This window comes from Streptomyces sp. NPDC111520, assembly GCF_055635295.1.
Map to the genome: position 1 here is coordinate 179,846 of NZ_JBVKBW010000006.1, position 18,217 is coordinate 198,062.

Below are 18,217 nucleotides of genomic sequence, written 5' to 3' on the forward strand. Positions count from 1 at the left end.
CATTCCCTCCGACCGGCCGCTCTGCCGGCCTGTTCGTCGTTGCCCTGCGTGTCCGCGCCCTTGTGGGGAGTGGCCGCAGCGGCCCTGTGCATTCCAGCGTGCCGCGTCCACCGGAAAATTGAACTTGCGTTTCACAGAGTGAGACGGGAGTATCGTTGCATGGACAACAGTAGTGGCGTCGGCGTTCTCGACAAGGCGGCTCTGGTGCTCAGCGCGCTGGAGTCCGGCCCGGCCACCCTGGCCGGGCTCGTGGGCGCCACGGGTCTCGCCCGCCCCACCGCACACCGCCTGGCCGTCGCCCTGGAACACCACCGGATGGTTGCCCGCGACATGCAGGGGCGCTTCATCCTCGGTCCGCGGCTGTCCGAACTCGCCGCCGCGGCGGGCGAGGACCGACTGCTGGCCACCGCCGGTCCGGTGCTCACGCACCTGCGGGACGTGACCGGCGAGAGCGCCCAGCTCTACCGTCGCCAGGGCGACACCCGCATCTGCGTGGCCGCCGCCGAGCGGCTGTCCGGACTGCGGGACACCGTCCCCGTCGGCTCCACGTTGCCGATGAAGGCGGGTTCGGCGGCCCAGGTCCTGCTCGCCTGGGAGGAGCCGGAGCGGCTCCACCGCGGTCTGCAGGGGGCCCGCTTCACCGCCACCGCGCTCTCCGGTGTGCGGCGCCGCGGCTGGGCGCAGTCGATCGGCGAGCGCGAACCCGGCGTGGCCTCCGTCTCGGCCCCGGTGCGCGGCCCGTCCAACCGCGTGGTGGCGGCGGTGTCCGTCTCCGGTCCGATCGAGCGGCTCACCCGTCACCCCGGGCGCATGCACGCCCAGGCCGTCGTGGACGCCGCGGCCCGGCTGTCGGAGTCGCTGCGCCGCAGCAGCTGAGCCGGCGCCGGCCTCAGGCCGCCCGCTCCTCACCCGCCTTCAGCCGCTGGGCCGCCGTCTCGCCCCGGCGTCCCACCGGGACCACGCCCGTCGCGGCACCCAGCCCGAAGGCGGGCATGTCGACGTAGACGGACTCGTAGGCGCCCGCCGGCGTCGCGTACGTCTCGTGCCAGAAGCCCACTCTGCCCTTGCCGGCCCGCGCGCGGCGGTTGAACGCCGCCCACGCGGGCCGGTGCTGCTTGTCCTGCTGCGAGGCGTACGCGAAGAGCTGCTCCGTGGACCTCCAGTACTGGACGACGTAGATCACCCGGGGCCCGCCGAACAGCAACCGGTACCCCAGGAACCCGCTCCCGTCGTCCTGCGACAGCTCCCGCAGCATGCGGGGCATCGCACGGAAGACCGGCAGCCAGCTGCCGAGGGACCGGAAGCGGTTGATCCGCATCCCGATGAGGAACACCACGATGCCCCCCTCGGCGGCGGCGGTGTTGCGGCCCGGAATCACCTGCGCGGACATGAGGAACCCCTGTCGGTCGTGTTGGATAGTGGCACTATCCATGCTTAGATAGTGCCACTATCCGATGGAGGGCGCAAGGGAATGCGACTGGCGGAGTTGAGCGAACGCAGCGGCGTGGCGACGGCCACGATCAAGTACTACCTGCGCGAGGGCCTGCTCCCGGCCGGCCGCCGCGTGACGGCCACGCAAGCCGAGTACGGGGAGGACCACCTGCGCCGGCTGCGGTTCGTCCGGGCGCTGATCCAGGTCGGCAAGGTGCCGGTGACCACCGCCCGCGAGGTGCTCGCCGCGGTGGAGGACGAGTCGCTCGGCCGGCACACGCGGCTCGGCGCCGCCACCTTCGTCCTGCCGCACGGCCCGGAGCCCGACGAGGACGACCCGGCGACCGGCACGGCCCGCCGCGAGGTGGACCGGTTGATGGCCGAACTCGGCTGGCGCTACGGCAGCGAGGAGTACGGCCCCTCCCCCGCGTACCGGATGCTCGTCACGGCGGTCGCCGCCCTGACCCGCCTCGGATACCCCAGCAGCGCACGGCACTTGGCGCCGTACGCGCGGCTCGCCGCCCAACAGGCCGTCCACGACCTGGATCTGGTCGAGACGTACGACACCCCGCTCGAACAGGCGGCGGCCGCGGTGACGCTCACCGTGCTCTACGAACCCGTGCTGCTGGGCCTGCGCCGGCTCGCCGAGGCCGAGGAGTCCCGGCGCCGCTTCGGAGTTGAGTGACCCGGAACGCCGGGAAGGTGCCGGGCGGGGGTCGGGACCGGCGGAAACGGGAGAGGCCCCCCGCCGAAGCGGAGGGCCTCTCCCCGATGTACCCCCGACCGGATTCGAACCGGCGCTACCGCCTTGAGAGGGCGGCGTGCTAGGCCGCTACACAACGGGGGCAAGTCTTCAGGAAATACGCTGGGGTACCAGGACTCGAACCTAGACTAAATGAACCAGAATCACTCGTGCTGCCAATTACACCATACCCCATGGTGTGTCAAGTACCCCCGACCGGATTCGAACCGGCGCTACCGCCTTGAGAGGGCGGCGTGCTAGGCCGCTACACAACGGGGGCCCTAGCGATCCCTGCGAGAGAGATCCGTACCCCCGACCGGATTCGAACCGGCGCTACTGCCTTGAGAGGGCAGCGTGCTAGGCCGCTACACAACGGGGGCTTTGCAGAAGATCTGCGCTGGGGTACCAGGACTCGAACCTAGACTAACTGAACCAGAATCAGTCGTGCTGCCAATTACACCATACCCCACCAAAACTCAACCCCCCGCAGGGGGTTTTGTTTGGCCGCGCTTCCCGTGCCGGCCTTTTCGGCCCGCCCGGGCGGCGCAGGAAGAACATTACCCGATCGGTGACGGGGCTCCAAAACGAGTATCCGCCGCCAGAAGTGCGGGCAGCTCCCCGAGCCCGGTGATCCGGCGCAGGTCCGGCGCGGTGACGGAACCCGTACGGTCCAGCCACACCCCGTACAGGCCCGCCGCGTCCGCGCCGCGCGCGTCGGTGTCGGCCTTGTCGCCCACGTAGGCGACCTCCTCCGGCGGCAGCCCGAGCGCCCGGCACGCTCCGAGGAAGGCCTCCGGCGCGGGCTTGGCGTGCCCGAGTTCCTGCGAGCACACCAGGCACTCGAAGCGGTCGCGGATCCCGAGCCGGGACAGCTTGCGCTCCTGGTGGGCGGTGCTGGAGTTGGACAGCAGACCGTGCCGGTAGTGGGGGGTGAGGGCGTCCAGCGCCGGCAGGACGTCGGGGAAGACCGCCCAGGCGGCCTCGAAGTGCACGTAGTAGGCCGCGAACCAGGCGTCGGCCTCGGTGTCGGGCACGGACGGACCCAGGAGGGCCCGGACGCGCTCCCTGCGGTGCTCGGTGAAGGTCAGTTCCCCGGTGAGGAAGCGCGCGTAGTGCGTCTCCATCACCTCGCGCCAGGTGTGCAGCGCCCGCTCCTCGCCGCCGAACGCGCCGAGCAGACCCTCGGCCTCGAGGTGACGCAGCGCGCCGGACCGCTCGGCACCGGAGTAGTCGAAGATCGTGTCGTCGATGTCCCAGAGCACGGCGCGGATCGGCATATGCCGACTCTAGCCCGGTACTCCGTCCGGGGTGCCGGTGGCCGGCGGCCACCCGGTGAACAGCCTCCGGCGGCTCTCGAAACGGCGTGCCTCGCCCGTCACGGGGTCCTCGAACTCCAGCGCCCGGGCCAGCAGCCGCAGCGGACGGGAGAAGTCGCCGGGCGCGGCGGGCGGCAGGACGTGCGGGTAGACGGGGTCGCCGAGGATCGGCAGGCCCAGGCCGTTCATGTGCACCCGCAACTGGTGGGTCCGGCCGGTCTCGGGGCGGAGCCGGTAGCGCGCGAGTCCGTCGCGGTGGTCCAGCAGTTCCACGTGGCTGCGGGCGTTGGGCTCGCCGGGGACCTCGCGGGCCGCCATTTCACCGCGTTCCTTCACGATCCGGCTCTCCACCGTGCGCGGCAGCACCAGGGCGGGGTCGTGCCGGGCCACGGCCTCGTACTCCTTGCGCACCAGCCGGTCGCGGAAGATCGTCTGGTAGGCGCCGCGCAGCTCGGGGCGGACGACGAACATCACCACGCCCGCCGTCAGCCGGTCGAGCCGGTGGGCCGGGCTGAGCTCGGGCAGCGCGAGGTCGTGGCGCAGCCGGGTCAGCGCCGTCTGCACGACGTGGGCGCCGCGCGGCATGGTGGCGAGGAAGTGCGGCTTGTCGACGACGAGCAGCCGGTCGTCGCGGTGGAGCACTTCGATCGCGAAGGGCACCGGGGCCTCCTCCGGCAGCTCCCGGTGGAACCAGACGTGGCCGCCCGGGTGGTAGGCGGCGTCGGGTGCGAGCGGGCCTTCGGCGCCGTGCACCTCGCCCGCCGCGAACATGGCGTCCACCCGTTCCGGGGGAACCGCCGTGCCGAAGCGGTCCACCAGGTGGTCGCGGACCGTCGTCCAGGTGCCGGTGCCGGGCAGCCGGACGCGTACGGGATCGACCCCGCGGCGCTGGGGCAGCGGGGGTACCGGGGGCCTGGTCCTGCGGCGCACGAGGTGGTCCGGGAGGCGTGCCGCCCCGGGCGCCTGGTGGAGGGCCCGGGGCGGTTCGGCGTACCGCGGTCAGCCGGCGAGCTTCGCCAGGGTGGCGTCGACGCGGGCCAGGGTGCGCTCACGGCCGAGCACTTCGAGGGACTCGAAGAGCGGCAGGCCGACGGTGCGGCCGGTGACGGCGACGCGTACCGGCGCCTGGGCCTTGCCGAGCTTGAGGCCGTGGGTCTCGCCGGCGGCGAGGACCGCGTCCTTCAGGGCCTCGGCGTTCCAGTCGGCGGCCGCCAGGTTCTCCCGGGCGGTGGTCAGCAGCGCCGAGGCGGCGGCCGGGTCCTTCATCGCCTTCTGCCAGGACGCCTCGTCCTCCACCGGCGTGTCGAGGAAGAGGAAGTCGACGTTGTCGGTGATGTCGGAGAGCACGGTCAGACGGGTCTGCGCGTGCGGCGCGACCGCCTCGAAGGCGGCCTGGTCGAACGCCTCGGGCGCCCAGGGGGCGAACGGGGCCTTCAGCCACGGCCCGCAGGCCTCGACGAACGTCTTCACATCCAGCATGCGGATGTGGTCGCCGTTGATCGACTCGGCCTTCTTGAGGTCGAAGCGCGCCGGGTTGGCGTTGACCGCGTCGATGTCGAAGGCGGCCACCATCTCCTCGACGCTGAAGACGTCGCGGTCGGCGGAGAGCGACCACCCGAGCAGCGACAGGTAGTTCAGCAGGCCCTCGGGGAGGAAGCCGCGCTCCCGGTAGAGGTTGAGGGAGGACTGCGGGTCGCGCTTGGAGAGCTTCTTGTTGCCCTCGCCCATGACGTACGGCAGGTGGCCGAAGTGCGGGGTGGTGCCGTTGCCGACGCCGATCTCGGCGAGCGCGCGGTAGAGCGCGATCTGGCGCGGGGTGGAGGACAGCAGGTCCTCGCCGCGCAGCACGTGCGTGATCTCCATCAGCGCGTCGTCGACCGGGTTGACCAGCGTGTAGAGCGGGGCGCCGTTGGCCCGGACGATGCCGTAGTCGGGCACGTTGTCCGGGGTGAAGGTCAGCTCGCCGCGCACCAGGTCGGTGAAGGTGATCGTCTCGTCGGGCATGCGGAAGCGGACGATCGGCTCGCGGCCCTCGCGCTCGTACGCGTCGACCTGCTCGGCGGTGAGGTCGCGGCAGTGGCCGTCGTAGCCGGAGGGACGGCCGGCGGCGCGGGCGGCCTCGCGGCGCTCGTCGAGCTCCTCGGTGGTGCAGTAGCACTTGTACGCGTGGCCGGACTCCAGCAGCTTCGCGGCGACGTCCTTGTAGACGTCCATGCGCTGCGACTGCCGGTAGGGCGCGTGCGGGCCGCCGACCTCGGGGCCCTCGTCCCAGTCGAAGCCGAGCCAGCGCATGGCCTCCAGCAGTTGCTGGTACGACTCCTCGGAGTCGCGGGCGGCGTCGGTGTCCTCGATGCGGAAGACCAGGGCGCCCTGGTGGTGCCGGGCGAACGCCCAGTTGAACAGGGCGGTGCGGACCAGGCCCACGTGGGGGTTGCCGGTCGGCGAGGGGCAGAAACGTACGCGTACGGGAGCTGCGCTAGTCACGCTTGATCACCTTGTTGGTGAGAGTGCCGATGCCTTCGATGGTGACGGCGACCTCGTCGCCGACGTGGAGCGGGCCGACGCCCGCCGGGGTGCCGGTGAGGACGACGTCGCCCGGGAGCAGCGTCATGGCCTCGGTGACGTGGACGATCAGGTCCTCGACGGACCGGATCATCTGGCTCGTGCGGCCGGACTGGCGGAGTTCGCCGTTGACGGTCGCGGTGACGGCGAGGTCGTTCGCGGCGGCGAGGTCGAGGTCGGTCTCGATCCAGGGGCCGATGGGGCACGAGGAGTCGAAGCCCTTGGCGCGCGCCCACTGCTTCTCGGCCTTCTGGGCGTCCCGCGCGGTGACGTCGTTGGCGCAGGTGTAGCCGAGGACGACCTCGGCGACGCGCTCGCGCGGGACCTCACGGCACAGCCGGCCGATGACGACGGCGAGCTCGGCCTCGTGGTGCACCTCCTGCGAGAAGGAGGGGTACACGATGGGGTCGCCGGGGCCGATCACCGAGGTGGACGGCTTGAAGAAGGCGACCGGGACCTCCGGCACATCGTTGCCGAGTTCGGCGGCGTGCTCGGCGTAGTTCCGGCCGATCGCGACGACCTTGCTGGGGAGCACGGGCGGCAGCAGCCGGACCTTGCTCAGCGGCACCTTGGTGCCGGAGCGCTCGTACTCGGCGAACGGGATGCCCTTGATGATGTCGAGGACGAGTCCGTCCGGGACGGACTCGTCGCCCTCGACGACGCCGAAGGCGACATTGCCGTCGATGGAGAACCTGGCGATGCGCACGGGAAGCAGCTCACCTCACTGGCCGGAGACTGACGCTCCAGGTTATCCCGGGGGTGGCTGCCCGACCCGCCCGCCGAGCCGCGCCTCAGGCGGTCGGCAGCTCCGTCAGCACGGTGCGGCGGGGGTTGGCGGTCTGCCGGGGAAGCACGACCGCATCCGTGGCCTCGACGGCCGGGGCGACCTCTGCGGTCCGCGTGTCCTCGGCGTCCGTGAGGTGCGCGAGGGTGGTGCGGCGCGGGTTGGCTATGGGTCGCATGATCATGGTCGTCTTCATGGGCCGGTCAGAACCTCGTGTTGTACCGGGCGCCTGGCGAGGCGCGGTTGACGTAGTACACGGCTGTGTCAAACGTCAATCTATCGGCGCCCATTCCCCGATCCGGATGCCCAATACAACTGACAGCGTGTGATTTTCCTCACGAACGCGAGGACAAGCAGGACGAATCGGTCGGCCGGCCGATGCCCTCGAATCCGACATCACGGCCCAACCGGACTCTTCACCCCCGGTTGGCAGCAGCCGGGCAGCGGCCAAGGGGGTCGAACTCCCCTGGAGAAAGCCCGGATTGCCGGAAGACAGCCGAAAGCGCACCGACACCGTGTGATCCATCGGACGCGCTGAGTCACGTATTCCACTCGAAACCTGTCGGCCCTTGTTGGACGTCCGGCACTGTGCTGGAATTCCCCGGACCGCCGTATCAACAGATGCCGGCGCGCAGGGGGGAGCGTGCGATCGCCGAGCGGCGGCGGCCAATGGGTATCCGCCGGGGAGGGCGGGACTCCGAAGACTCGACACCGTCCTGCCGCCCGTGCGGGGGACGCCTGGTCCAGAGGTTGCGACGCTAGTGCAGGGACGTTTCAAGAGGGATGGCGGCGCTGCGGGCGACCCGGAGCAGCGCGGTGGGACCGAACACGGTCCTGCCCGCCGGGAGGAAACCGCAGACGCCGGAACCGCGGGCGCGCAGAGCGACGTCACGCCGGGAAGCGGTGTGCGCACCGGCCCGAAGCACGGCTCCCGGATAGCCATGCGCAACTGGCGCATCAGCACGCGTCTGGTGTCGCTGCTCGCGCTGCCGGTGGTCGCGGCGACCACGCTGGGTGCGCTGCGCATCCAGAGCTCGCTGGAGAACGTGCAGCAGCTGGAGGCAATGACCTCGCTGACCGACCTCACGGAGCAGGCGACCAAGCTGGCCGCCGCGCTCCAGGAGGAGCGAGACGTCTCCGCCGGCCCGCTGTCCAGCACGCCCGTGGACAAGGACGACGACAACATCGAGGCCGCGAGGGAGAAGACCAAGCTCGCGCGCACGGCGTTCGTCAACGCCGCCAACCAGGTCTCGCCTGACCTCACGGGCGTCAACGCCTCGATCACCACGATCAACCGGCAGCTCGGCAGCCTGGGTCCCATCCGAGAGCGTGCCTACGAGCAGCCCGAGTACATCGCGCAGACCGCCAGCGAGTACAACGAGCTGATCCAGTCGCTGATCGACCTCTCCCAGGAGATGGCCGAGGCGACCGGTAACCCGGACATGATCTCCAGTACCCGCGCGCTGGCGGCCTTCTCGGCCGCCAAGGAGTTCGACTCCATCCAGCGCGCCGTGATCAGCGCCGCGCTGGCCCACAACCACCAGCTCAGCTCCAACGACTTCCGCTACCTCCAGGGCACCTTCCGCTCCGAGGCCACGGAGCTGAAGCAGTTCACCCAGATCTACGGCCGGTCGAACGCCGAGACCCTCCTCAAGGGCCTCAACGGCGGCAACGACGTCGTCAACACCGTCAACGACCAGGCCGCCCGCATCACGGCGTCCGAGTCCAGCATCCAGAACTTCCAGGGCGGCTACCTGGACTGGGACGACGCGGCCAAGACCAAGCTCCAGGTCATGGGCCAGATCGAGCAGACCCTTCTGCAGCAGATGCAGCAGAAGGCCCTGACGCTGCGCGACGAGGCCCAGCAAGAGGCCATCCTCAGCGGTGCGCTGATCCTCCTCGTGCTCGGCATCTCGGTCGTCGGCGCCTTCGTCGTCGCCCGGTCCATGGTCCGCTCGCTGCGCCGGCTGCAGGACACCGCCCAGGAAGTCGCCCAGAAGCGACTGCCCGAGCTGGTCAAGCAGCTCTCCGAGTCCGACCCGCAGGACGTCGACACCTCGGTCGAGTCGATCGGCATCCACACGCGCGACGAAATCGGCCAGGTGGCCCGCGCGTTCGACGAGGTCCACCGCGAGGCCGTCCGTCTCGCCGCCGAGCAGGCGCTGCTGCGAGGGAACGTCAACGCGATGTTCACCAACCTCTCGCGCCGCAGCCAGGGCCTGATCCAGCGTCAGCTGAGCCTGATCTCCGAACTGGAGTCCCGCGAGGCCGACCCGGACCAGCTGTCCAGCCTCTTCAAGCTCGACCACCTCGCGACCCGTATGCGCCGGAACGGCGAAAACCTCCTCGTCCTCGCGGGCGAGGAGCCCGGCCGCCGCTGGACCCGCCCGGTCCCGCTGGTCGACGTCCTCCGCGCCGCGGCCTCCGAGGTGGAGCAGTACGAGCGCATCGAGCTCACCTCGGTGCCCGCGGTCGAGGTCACCGGCCGAGTCGTCAACGACCTCGTCCACCTGCTCGCGGAGCTGCTGGAGAACGCGACCTCGTTCTCCTCCCCGCAGACCAAGGTGCGGGTCACCGGTCACGCGCTGCCCGACGGCCGCGTGCTGATCGAGATCCACGACACCGGCATCGGTCTCTCCCCGGAGGACCTCGCCGACATCAACGAGCGGCTCGCGAACCCGCCGACGGTGGACGTCTCCGTCTCCCGCCGCATGGGTCTGTTCGTGGTCGGCCGCCTGTCCCTGCGGCACGGCATCCGGATCCAGCTCCGTCCGTCCGACTCGGGCGGCACCACCGCGCTCGTCATGCTGCCGGTGGACGTCACCCAGGGCGGCGCCAAGCCGCAGCCGGGCGCGGGCAACCGCGGCCAGCAGCCGGGCGGTGCCCCCGCCGCGGCTCCGGGCGGTCCTCCGCCGGCGGCCATGGGCGGCGGCGCCGGCACGGGCCTCGCGGGCATGCACCGCGGTGGCCAGCGCGGCCAGGTCTCCGGCTCCGGGGCCCGTCCGGCCCTCAACTCCGGTCCCGGCATGGGCCCGCAGGGCGGCCGTCCGGCCGGCCCCGGCGCCCCCGCGGCCCCCGGCCCGCAGCGCTCCGGCCCGAGCTGGGCCAACGAGCAGGTCCCCGGTGGCCAGGGCCGTCCGCAGCAGCCCCAGCGGCCCGCGGCGCCCCCGCAGCGTCCGGCGGCCCCGCAGCCGATGGGCGCGGCCCACGGCCCCGAGGCCGACATGCCGCGCGGTCACGAGGACCTGGAGTCCACGGCGCAGTTCGAGCGCCCGGACTTCAACGCGATGCCGAACACGGGGCCGGCGTACGGTGGCCCCCAGGCGCCGCAGGCCCCGCACATGCCCCCGGCTCCGCAGATGCCGCAGCACGGTGGCCATGTCCCGCAGCAGCAGGGCCAGTTCACCCGCAGCGACGTCTTCCAGCGCCCCGCGGCCCCGCAGGCGCCTCAGTACCCGCAGGCCCCGCAGGCGCCCCAGTACCAGCAGGCGCCGGAGGCACCGCAGTACCAGCAGGCGCCCCAGTACCCGCAGGCGCCGCAGTACCAGCAGGCGCCGGAGGCCCCGCAGGCCGCTCCGGCGGCCCCGCAGGGTCCGCGGCACTCAGGGGCCTACGCCCAGGAGCCGGGTATACCGCAGCAGCGTCCCGCGGCTCCGCAGGCCGACCGGCACCCGCTGCCGGCCGCCAGCGAGCCGATGGCACTGCCGCCGGCCCCGATCCGCGCGGACGAGCCCAGCCCGATCTTCGACTCCCTCGAGTCGGACTGGTTCCGTACCGGGCGTGCGGAGCGCATGCAGCAGGTGCACGTCGAGAGCGGCCCGGCCGCCCCGCAGCTGAACGGCAACGGCATGAACGCCGGAGCGCCCACCCGGCCGCCGCAGCGCCCGCAGCAGCCGGCGCCGCAGCACCACCCGCAGCAGCCGCAGCAGCCGCAGCGGGCCCGCGCCGAGCACCCCGCGCCGCCCGCGCACCCGGCACCGCCCACGCAGCCGCCGCAGCCCCCGCGGCGCGAGCCGGCGTCGTGGCGCTCCTCGCCGAACGACGAGGTCTGGGAGCGCGCCGGTCAGGTGCGCCAGCCGTCCGCCGGCGGGGTCACCCCCTCCGGTCTGCCGCGGCGGGTCCCCAAGGCCAACCTCGTCCCGGGAGCCGGTGCTCCCCAGCAAGCCCCACAGGGCGGTCCGCAGATTTCCCGGGCCCCCGACGACGTGCGCGGACGCCTGACCAACCTCCGTCGCGGTATCCAGCAGGGCCGCCAGGCCGGTACGGGAACGACCGACGGCCGCGGCTTTGGCACCACTCACCAGCAGGAGCGTTAGTTGAGTCAGATGAGCCAGGCGGCACAGAATCTGAACTGGTTGATCACCAACTTCGTGGACAACACCCCCGGGGTGTCCCACACCGTGGTCGTATCCGCCGACGGCCTGCTGCTGGCCATGTCCGAGGGTTTCCCCCGTGACCGCGCCGACCAGCTGGCCGCGGTGGCCTCCGGCCTGACCTCGCTGACCGCGGGCGCGTCCCGCATCTTCGAGGGCGGCAGCGTCAACCAGACCGTCGTGGAGATGGAGCGCGGCTTCCTCCTCCTGATGTCGGTCTCGGACGGGTCCTCACTCGCCGTCCTGGCGCACCCCGAGTGCGACATCGGCCTCGTGGGCTACGAGATGGCCCTGCTCGTCGACCGAGCGGGCGCCGTCCTCACCCCCGACCTGCGCGCAGAACTCCAAGGCAGCCTGATGGGCTGAGCTCTCCGGAGCCCGGCCGAATGCACGCCCCATGACTACTCGCGACACGCGTCCGCTCTTACCCGGAGGACCATTCATGACCCCGCCGCCCGCCTCGCCCGGCCCGTACGGCGCGCCCCACCATGCGCCGTACGGGGATGAAGGCGACCAGCCGCTGGTGCGGCCGTACGCCATGACCGGTGGTCGCACCCGGCCCCGCTACCAGCTCGCCATCGAGGCGCTGGTCAGCACCAGCGCGGACGCGAGTGCCTTCCAGGGGCTACTCCCCGAACACCAGCGCATCTGCCACCTGTGCATGGAGATCAAGTCGGTCGCCGAGATCTCCGCACTGCTGGGGATCCCGCTGGGAGTGGCCCGGATTCTGGTGGCCGACCTGGCTGAGGCCGGTATGGTCGCCATCCACCAGCCGAGCAGTGGCGAGGCCGGCGGACAGCCTGATGTGACACTGCTCGAAAGGGTGCTCAGTGGACTTCGCAAGCTCTAGGCCGGGGCAGCAGGCGGCGTACGGTGCGCCGCCCGCGGCCCGGTCCACCACCTCGGCGAAGATCGTGGTGGCGGGTGGCTTCGGCGTGGGCAAGACCACGTTCGTCGGAGCGGTCTCGGAGATCAACCCGCTCCGCACGGAGGCCGTGATGACCTCGGCGTCCGCGGGCGTGGACGATCTGACGCACGTGGCCGACAAGACCACCACGACCGTGGCGATGGACTTCGGTCGTATCACGCTCGACGACGACCTGATCCTGTACCTGTTCGGTACGCCGGGCCAGGACCGCTTCTGGTTCATGTGGGACGACCTGGTCCGCGGTGCCATCGGCGCCGTCGTCCTGGTCGACACCCGCCGACTGGCCGACTGCTTCCCCGCGGTCGACTACTTCGAGAACAGCGGCCTGCCGTTCGTCATCGCCCTCAACGGCTTCGACGGCCACCAGCCGTACACGCCCGACGAGGTCCGGGAGGCGCTGCAGATCGGCCCGGACGCCCCCATCATCACCACGGACGCGCGGCACCGCGCCGAGGCGAAGAGCGCGCTCATCACGCTCGTGGAACACGCGCTGCTCGCTCGTCTCAAGTAAGCGTTCCAGCTTGCCACTTCGCGTATGGACCGGCTGTGTCTTTTGACATGGCCGGTCCTTCTGTTCATAACGTTTCGACCGCGAATCGGAACAACCCGAACACCCCCCGCGCCCAGTCGGCTTCACTGCGCACACATCGAACCAGTGAATTGCCACCGCTTTACGCTTATGCCCGTTTTAACCGGCGCGTGATCATGGGTTCGCAGTCCTCGCCGGACGTTTGTGGAGCACCCCCATGACGTGCTGGAATTCATCGAAACCCGAGAGTAGGAACGGCGCCGCCCGCGCCGTCGCCGAGAGGTTGTTGGTCGAGTGAGGAACACGAGGCGAGCAGAGCCGGGTCCCGCGGACCACCCGCGTGGCAATTTCACCCCGCCTGCGCGGTACGGCACGGCGCAGGTCACTGACCCCGAGTCCGGCACCGCTCCCGCGCCGGTGGCGAGCACGGGCAGCCGGTTCGCCATGCGCAACTGGCGGGTGGCAACCCGTCTGAACGTCATCCTCCTCATCCCGGTGCTGGTCGCCCTGGTCTTCGGCGGCTTCCGGGTGCAGAGCTCGGTGCAGACCTGGCAGGACGCGGACGACGCCGTACGCACCGCCAGCGCCGTGCGCGCGGCCGTGGACTACGCGAACGCCATCCTGAACGAGCGCGACCTCAGCGTGGTTCCCCTGCTGGCCGGCGACGCCGACAACAAGAACGTCGTCGCGACCCGTGCGGCCACCGACCAGGCCGCCGCGAAGTTCGACGCGGCCGTCGCCCAGCTGCCCGTGACCGACCGGTTGCAGCGCCGCGTGGAGAACATCCGCGAGGGCGAGAAGGTCCTGGCGAAGCTGCGCGACACGGCCTTCACCCGGCAGCTCCCGGGCGTGCAGACCGAGGAGAAGTACGTCGAGGTCCAGCACCCGCTGATGGAGCTCGCGAACGAACTGGGCTACGGCACCGACAGCATCGCCTCCTACGGCCGCACCCTCTACGCGCTCGAACTGACCAAGGCCGCCGAGTCGCTGACCCGCTCCATCGGCACCCACCTGCTGGTCGAGGACCGCAGCAAGCTGGCCGACGGTGAGCTGCAGCTCCAGCTCACCGCCTTCACCTCGTACGCCTACCTCCAGCAGGTCGCCCTCGAGGAGTTCCGCGGCGGCGGCACCGACGCGGACTACCGCCGGCTGCTCGACGAGCAGGCCGCGGCGCTGGAGAAGGGCAAGGCGCAGGCCGCCCAGGCCGCGCAGGCGGCCAAGGACGCGGGCCAGCCCTTCAAGGCGCCGCCGAACCTCGAGACCATGATCAAGCTGATCGCCTCCGGCCAGGGCCCCGAGCAGCTCAAGTCCCAGGGCCTGACCGTCGAGAGCTGGTTCGGCGCGAGCACCCTCGCGTTCGACGCCTACAAGAACGTCGAGCAGCACCTGGCCGACCAGGCGTACAGCGACGCGAACGACCTCGCCAACAGCGCCCGCATCGACGCGATCGTCAACTCCGCCGTCGTGCTGGTGGCGCTGATCATCGCCTTCATCGTGGCCGCGATGGTCGCCCGCTCCATGAGCAACAGCATGCGCCGCCTGCGCACCTCGGCCTTCGAGGTCGCCGAGCAGCGCCTGCCCGGCCTGGTCGACCAGCTCTCGCGCACCGACCCGGGCAAGGTCGACACCCGCGTCCAGGCGATCCCGATCACCTCCAACGACGAGATCGGCGAGGTCGCCCGCGCCTTCGACCAGATCCACCGCGAGGCCGTACGGCTCGCCGCCGAGCAGGCACTGCTCCGCGGCAACGTCAACGCGATCTTCACCAACCTCTCCCGCCGCAACCAGGGCCTCATCCAGCGCCAGCTGACGCTGATCACGGACCTGGAGAACAACGAGGCGGAGCCGGACCAGCTGGCGAACCTCTTCAAGCTGGACCACCTGGCGACCCGTATGCGCCGCAACGGCGAGAACCTCCTGGTCCTCGCGGGCGAGGAGCCCGGCCGCCGCTGGAACCAGCCGGTCCCGCTGGTCGACGTGCTCCGCGCCGCGGCCTCCGAGGTGGAGGCGTACGACCGCATCGAGCTGGTCGGCATACCGGAGACCGAGATCCACGGCACCGCCGTGACCGACCTCGTACACCTGCTCGCCGAGCTGCTGGAGAACGCCACCACCTTCTCCTCGCCGCAGACCAAGGTGCGGGTCACCGCCACCCGGCTGCCCGACGGCCGCGTCATGGTCGAGATCCACGACAAGGGCATCGGCCTCACCGCCGAGGACTTCGCGGACATCAACCACAAGCTGGCCGACCCGCCGACCGTCGACGCGTCGATCTCCAAGCGCATGGGCCTGTTCGTGGTCGGCCGCCTCGCCGACCGGCACGGCATCCGCGTCCAGCTCCGCCCGTCGGGCGAGCAGGCCGGCACCACCTCGCTGGTCATGCTCCCCGAGCCGATCACCCACGGTGGCGGTGGCGAGGAGATGCCGCTGGACGACGACTTCACCGTGTCCCGGATCGTGCCGGAACTCGAGACCCCGCAGTTCGCCGCCTACGGGCCGACCGCCGCGGAGCTCGGTTTCGACGACTCGCGCTACGAGCGGGCCGAGGCACCGGAGGACGCCCGCTCGCTCGACCCGGTCGGCCGTTCGCTCATGCGCGACCAGCGCCGCGCCCAGCTCGAGGCCGCGGCCGGCGACCGCACCGCGGAGCGCCCGCCCTTCGAGGGCGAGGCGCAGGAGCAGGTCTTCCAGGAGACCGCCGCCGAGGCCGCGTTCCAGGAGACCCCCTTCCAGGACAACGGGTTCCAGGACAGCGGCTTCCAGGACAGCGGTTTCCCCGCGAACGGCTTCGACGGGCAGGGCTTCCAGGAGCCGCAGGCCCAGCCGTTCCAGGAGCAGCACGGCTACGACGCCCAGCCCAGCTTCCAGGAGCCGGTGTACACCGACGGCGCCTTCGCCGAGCAGGGGTACGCCGCTCCGCAGAACGGCTACGCCGCCCAGGAGGACTGGCAGCAGCAGAACGGCTACGCGCAGGAGCAGTGGACGGCGACGCCCGGGGACCTGCCGCAGACGGCCCAGCCGCAGGGCTTCCCCGGGCAGCCCGCGACCGATTCCGCCGCAGCCGCCCCCTTCGAGGCCCCGGACCGCGTAGGCTTCGACCGACCGGGTCCGACCACCGGCCCGCTGCACTCCTCGGTGACCGACGCGGGCCTGCCGCGCCGCGACCGCGGGTGGCAGCAGTCCGGCCAGGCGGTTCCGGCGCAGCCGGAGCCCCAGGCGGCGGAGGCCTTCCCGGCGCAGCCGGCGCCCTCCGCTCCGGCGCCGGACGGGGAGTCCGACTGGCGCTCCACGAACGACGAGAACTGGCAGCGGGCCGAACAGGCCCGCAAGCCCAAGGCGGGCGGGGTCACCCCCTCCGGCCTGCCCCGGCGGGTCCCCAAGGCCAACCTGGTCCCGGGCACCGCACAGCAGACTCCGCAGGGCGGCCCCATGGTCTCCCGTGCACCCGAGGACGTCCGCGGCCGGCTGAGCAATCTCCGGCGCGGTGTCCAGCAGGGACGCACTGCGGGAACTGACACGAACGGCCAGGGCTTCGGCCCCAAGCACCAGGAGCGTTAGTTGAGTCCGATGAGCCAGGCGGCACAGAACCTGAACTGGTTGATCACCAGTTTCGTGGACCAGACCCCAGGGGTCTCCCATACGGTTGTGGTCTCTGCCGACGGCCTGCTGCTGGCGATGTCCGAAGGATTCCCGAGGGACCGCGCGGACCAGCTGGCCGCGGTGGCCTCCGGTCTGACCTCGCTGACCGCGGGTGCCTCGCGCATCTTCGAGGGCGGCCACGTGAACCAGACCGTCGTGGAGATGGAGCGCGGCTTCCTCTTCATCATGTCCGTCTCGGACGGCTCCTCGCTGGCCGTGCTGGCGCACCCCGAGTGCGACATCGGCCTCGTGGGCTACGAGATGGCCCTGCTGGTCGACCGGGCGGGCAATGTGCTCACCCCCGATCTGCGTGCGGAATTGCAGGGCAGCCTGCTCAACTAACGGACAGGCATGCGGGCGCGTCTGGGGACCCGTAGGGTTTTCAGACGCGCTACCCAGCTGGAGGAGGAACCGTGGCAACGCCCCCAGGCGGAGATCAGTACGGCAATCACCAACAGCAGCCGCCCCTGAAGCGGTTCAACTTCCCCTCGGCACCGAGCCAGGAGCCACCCCCCTCCCACGGTGGGGGGAACCCCGGCCCCATGCCGCCGCACCGGCAGCCGAGGATCCAGCCGTACGAACCCCCGCAGGCGCCACCGCCTCGGACAGCTCAGACCGGGCGCGCCAGGACGCCGTCCGGTCTGGTACGCCCCTACGCCATGACCGGAGGCCGCACCCGGCCGCGCTACCAGCTCGCCATCGAGGCACTGGTCAGCACGACCGCCGATCCGGCCCAGCTGCGGGGCCAGTTGCCGGAGCACCAGCGGATCTGCATCCTCTGCCGGGAGATCAAGTCGGTCGCGGAGATCTCCGCGCTCCTCTCCATCCCCCTCGGCGTCGCCCGAATCCTCGTCGCCGACCTGGCGGAGGCCGGGCTCGTCGCCATTCACCAGCCCGGTGGCGACGATGCCTCGGGCGGACAGCCAGACGTGACACTGCTCGAAAGGGTGCTCAGTGGACTTCGCAAGCTCTAGCGGTCCAGCTCGCTCAACCACCTCGGCGAAGATCGTGGTGGCGGGCGGCTTCGGCGTGGGCAAGACCACGTTCGTCGGTGCCGTATCGGAGATCAACCCGCTGCGTACCGAAGCCGTGATGACCTCCGCCTCCGCGGGGATCGACGATCTGACGCACGCGCCGGACAAGACCACGACGACCGTGGCGATGGACTTCGGCCGCATCACCCTGGACGAGGACCTGATCCTCTACCTGTTCGGTACCCCGGGCCAGGACCGCTTCTGGTTCATGTGGGACGACCTGGTGCGCGGCGCCATCGGCGCGGTCGTCCTCGTGGACACCCGCCGGCTGGCCGACTGCTTCCCCGCGGTCGACTACTTCGAGAACAGCGGCCTGCCGTTCGTCATCGCCCTCAACGGCTTCGACGGCCACCAGCCGTACAACCCGGAGGAAGTCCGCGAGGCCCTCCAGATCGGTCCCGAGGCACCCATCATCATCACGGACGCCCGGCACCGCGCCGAGGCGAAGAGCGCGCTCATCACGCTGGTCGAGCACGCGCTGATGGCGCGCCTGCGGTAGCGGTCCCCGCTCCCGCGACGACGCGAAAGGCCCCGCACGGGATGTGCGGGGCCTTCGCGTTGTCCTCGCGCCCGGGACGGCGACCGCCCGGCCCGTACGACGACGGCGGCGCGGCACCCGGGAAGGGGTGCCGCGCCGCCGTACGGGGCCGGAGGGTCAGCTGCGCCAGCTGTGGGGCGCGCTGAAGCCGGACTGCCGCTCCAGGCGGCGCCAGCCGGCCGTGGAGCGGGGCTTGACGTAGTCGGTCGCGTCCTGGCCCTGGGCCGCGGCGCGGGCGAGCAGGACAGCGGTGAGGGCGGCCAGTTCCTCGTCGCTGGCGTGGCCGCGCTCCACGCGCACGAGGGCGGCGGAGGTGCTGTCGGCAGGGGTGCTCACGGGGT

The 18,217-nt window shown here is 71.4% G+C and carries 17 protein-coding genes and 5 tRNA genes; 10 read left to right on the forward strand and 12 right to left on the reverse strand.

Annotated elements, in window-relative coordinates:
- Positions 1–159: 159 nt before the first annotated feature.
- Positions 160–876: an IclR family transcriptional regulator NdgR gene (gene ndgR, locus ACZ7MY_RS15810; protein ID WP_499602225.1), complete on the forward strand. Its 717-nt coding sequence runs from the start codon at positions 160–162 to the stop codon at positions 874–876.
- A 13-nt stretch (positions 877–889) separates the two neighbouring features.
- On the opposite strand, the gene ACZ7MY_RS15815 is transcribed toward ndgR, so the two are convergent.
- A complete protein-coding gene (locus ACZ7MY_RS15815; protein WP_499602226.1) occupies positions 890–1,390 on the reverse strand; it encodes a DUF4188 domain-containing protein in 501 nt (166 codons plus the stop codon).
- 81 nt (positions 1,391–1,471) lie between these two features.
- On the opposite strand from ACZ7MY_RS15815, the gene ACZ7MY_RS15820 reads away from it, so the two are divergent.
- Positions 1,472–2,116, forward strand: coding sequence for a MerR family transcriptional regulator (locus ACZ7MY_RS15820; RefSeq protein ID WP_499602227.1), 645 nt, complete (start codon positions 1,472–1,474; stop codon positions 2,114–2,116).
- Between the two features lie 89 nt (positions 2,117–2,205).
- On the opposite strand, the gene ACZ7MY_RS15825 is transcribed toward ACZ7MY_RS15820, so the two are convergent.
- From ACZ7MY_RS15825 to ACZ7MY_RS15870, 10 genes are all read right to left on the reverse strand, one after another.
- Positions 2,206–2,278: transfer RNA gene (locus ACZ7MY_RS15825), tRNA-Glu, on the reverse strand.
- Between the two features lie 18 nt (positions 2,279–2,296).
- Positions 2,297–2,368 (reverse strand) — tRNA-Gln (locus ACZ7MY_RS15830).
- A gap of 12 nt (positions 2,369–2,380) precedes the next feature.
- Positions 2,381–2,453: transfer RNA gene (locus ACZ7MY_RS15835), tRNA-Glu, on the reverse strand.
- Between the two features lie 27 nt (positions 2,454–2,480).
- Positions 2,481–2,553 (reverse strand) — tRNA-Glu (locus ACZ7MY_RS15840).
- A 17-nt stretch (positions 2,554–2,570) separates the two neighbouring features.
- Positions 2,571–2,642, reverse strand: a tRNA-Gln gene (locus tag ACZ7MY_RS15845).
- 88 nt (positions 2,643–2,730) lie between these two features.
- Positions 2,731–3,450 carry an HAD family hydrolase gene (locus ACZ7MY_RS15850; RefSeq protein WP_499602229.1) on the reverse strand — a complete coding sequence of 240 codons (720 nt, stop codon included), beginning with the start codon at positions 3,448–3,450 and terminating at the stop codon, positions 2,731–2,733.
- Positions 3,451–3,459: 9 nt separating this feature from the next.
- Positions 3,460–4,419 carry a pseudouridine synthase gene (locus ACZ7MY_RS15855; protein WP_499602231.1) on the reverse strand — a complete coding sequence of 320 codons (960 nt, stop codon included), beginning with the start codon at positions 4,417–4,419 and terminating at the stop codon, positions 3,460–3,462.
- A 69-nt stretch (positions 4,420–4,488) separates the two neighbouring features.
- Entirely contained in the window at positions 4,489–5,973 is a 1,485-nt protein-coding gene (gltX, locus tag ACZ7MY_RS15860; protein WP_499602233.1) for a glutamate--tRNA ligase, read from the reverse strand.
- On the reverse strand, positions 5,966–6,757 hold the full coding sequence (locus ACZ7MY_RS15865) for a fumarylacetoacetate hydrolase family protein (RefSeq protein WP_499602234.1): 792 nt from the start codon (positions 6,755–6,757) through the stop codon (positions 5,966–5,968). Before ACZ7MY_RS15865 ends, gltX begins: the two co-directional genes overlap by 8 nt.
- Before the next feature lie 85 nt (positions 6,758–6,842).
- Positions 6,843–7,031 carry a hypothetical protein gene (locus tag ACZ7MY_RS15870; RefSeq protein ID WP_499602236.1) on the reverse strand — a complete coding sequence of 63 codons (189 nt, stop codon included), beginning with the start codon at positions 7,029–7,031 and terminating at the stop codon, positions 6,843–6,845.
- A 565-nt stretch (positions 7,032–7,596) separates the two neighbouring features.
- Between ACZ7MY_RS15870 and ACZ7MY_RS15875 the strand changes: the two genes are divergently transcribed.
- The 8 genes from ACZ7MY_RS15875 (at position 7,597) to ACZ7MY_RS15910 (ending at position 17,837) form a co-directional block, all read left to right on the forward strand.
- Positions 7,597–11,151: a sensor histidine kinase gene (locus ACZ7MY_RS15875; RefSeq protein ID WP_499602238.1), complete on the forward strand. Its 3,555-nt coding sequence runs from the start codon at positions 7,597–7,599 to the stop codon at positions 11,149–11,151.
- A gap of 9 nt (positions 11,152–11,160) precedes the next feature.
- Entirely contained in the window at positions 11,161–11,574 is a 414-nt protein-coding gene (locus tag ACZ7MY_RS15880; protein ID WP_018562063.1) for a roadblock/LC7 domain-containing protein, read from the forward strand.
- A gap of 76 nt (positions 11,575–11,650) precedes the next feature.
- Positions 11,651–12,058 (forward strand): DUF742 domain-containing protein, encoded by a 408-nt coding sequence (locus ACZ7MY_RS15885; protein ID WP_018562062.1) that lies wholly within the window; start codon positions 11,651–11,653, stop codon positions 12,056–12,058.
- Entirely contained in the window at positions 12,039–12,647 is a 609-nt protein-coding gene (locus tag ACZ7MY_RS15890) for a GTP-binding protein (protein WP_450395134.1), read from the forward strand. The genes ACZ7MY_RS15885 and ACZ7MY_RS15890 overlap by 20 nt, the downstream gene beginning before the upstream one ends.
- Positions 12,648–13,109: 462 nt before the next feature.
- Positions 13,110–16,223: a sensor histidine kinase gene (locus tag ACZ7MY_RS15895; RefSeq protein ID WP_499602240.1), complete on the forward strand. Its 3,114-nt coding sequence runs from the start codon at positions 13,110–13,112 to the stop codon at positions 16,221–16,223.
- Positions 16,224–16,232: 9 nt separating this feature from the next.
- Positions 16,233–16,646 (forward strand): roadblock/LC7 domain-containing protein, encoded by a 414-nt coding sequence (locus tag ACZ7MY_RS15900; RefSeq protein WP_018562059.1) that lies wholly within the window; start codon positions 16,233–16,235, stop codon positions 16,644–16,646.
- Between the two features lie 71 nt (positions 16,647–16,717).
- Positions 16,718–17,278 carry a DUF742 domain-containing protein gene (locus ACZ7MY_RS15905; RefSeq protein WP_499602242.1) on the forward strand — a complete coding sequence of 187 codons (561 nt, stop codon included), beginning with the start codon at positions 16,718–16,720 and terminating at the stop codon, positions 17,276–17,278.
- A complete protein-coding gene (locus tag ACZ7MY_RS15910) occupies positions 17,259–17,837 on the forward strand; it encodes a GTP-binding protein (protein WP_089224993.1) in 579 nt (192 codons plus the stop codon). The genes ACZ7MY_RS15905 and ACZ7MY_RS15910 overlap by 20 nt, the downstream gene beginning before the upstream one ends.
- 156 nt (positions 17,838–17,993) lie before the next feature.
- Here the strand turns inward: ACZ7MY_RS15910 and ACZ7MY_RS15915 are convergent, their stop codons facing one another.
- Positions 17,994–18,212, reverse strand: coding sequence for an acyl-CoA carboxylase epsilon subunit (locus ACZ7MY_RS15915; RefSeq protein ID WP_089224994.1), 219 nt, complete (start codon positions 18,210–18,212; stop codon positions 17,994–17,996).
- Positions 18,213–18,217: the final 5 nt, after the last annotated feature.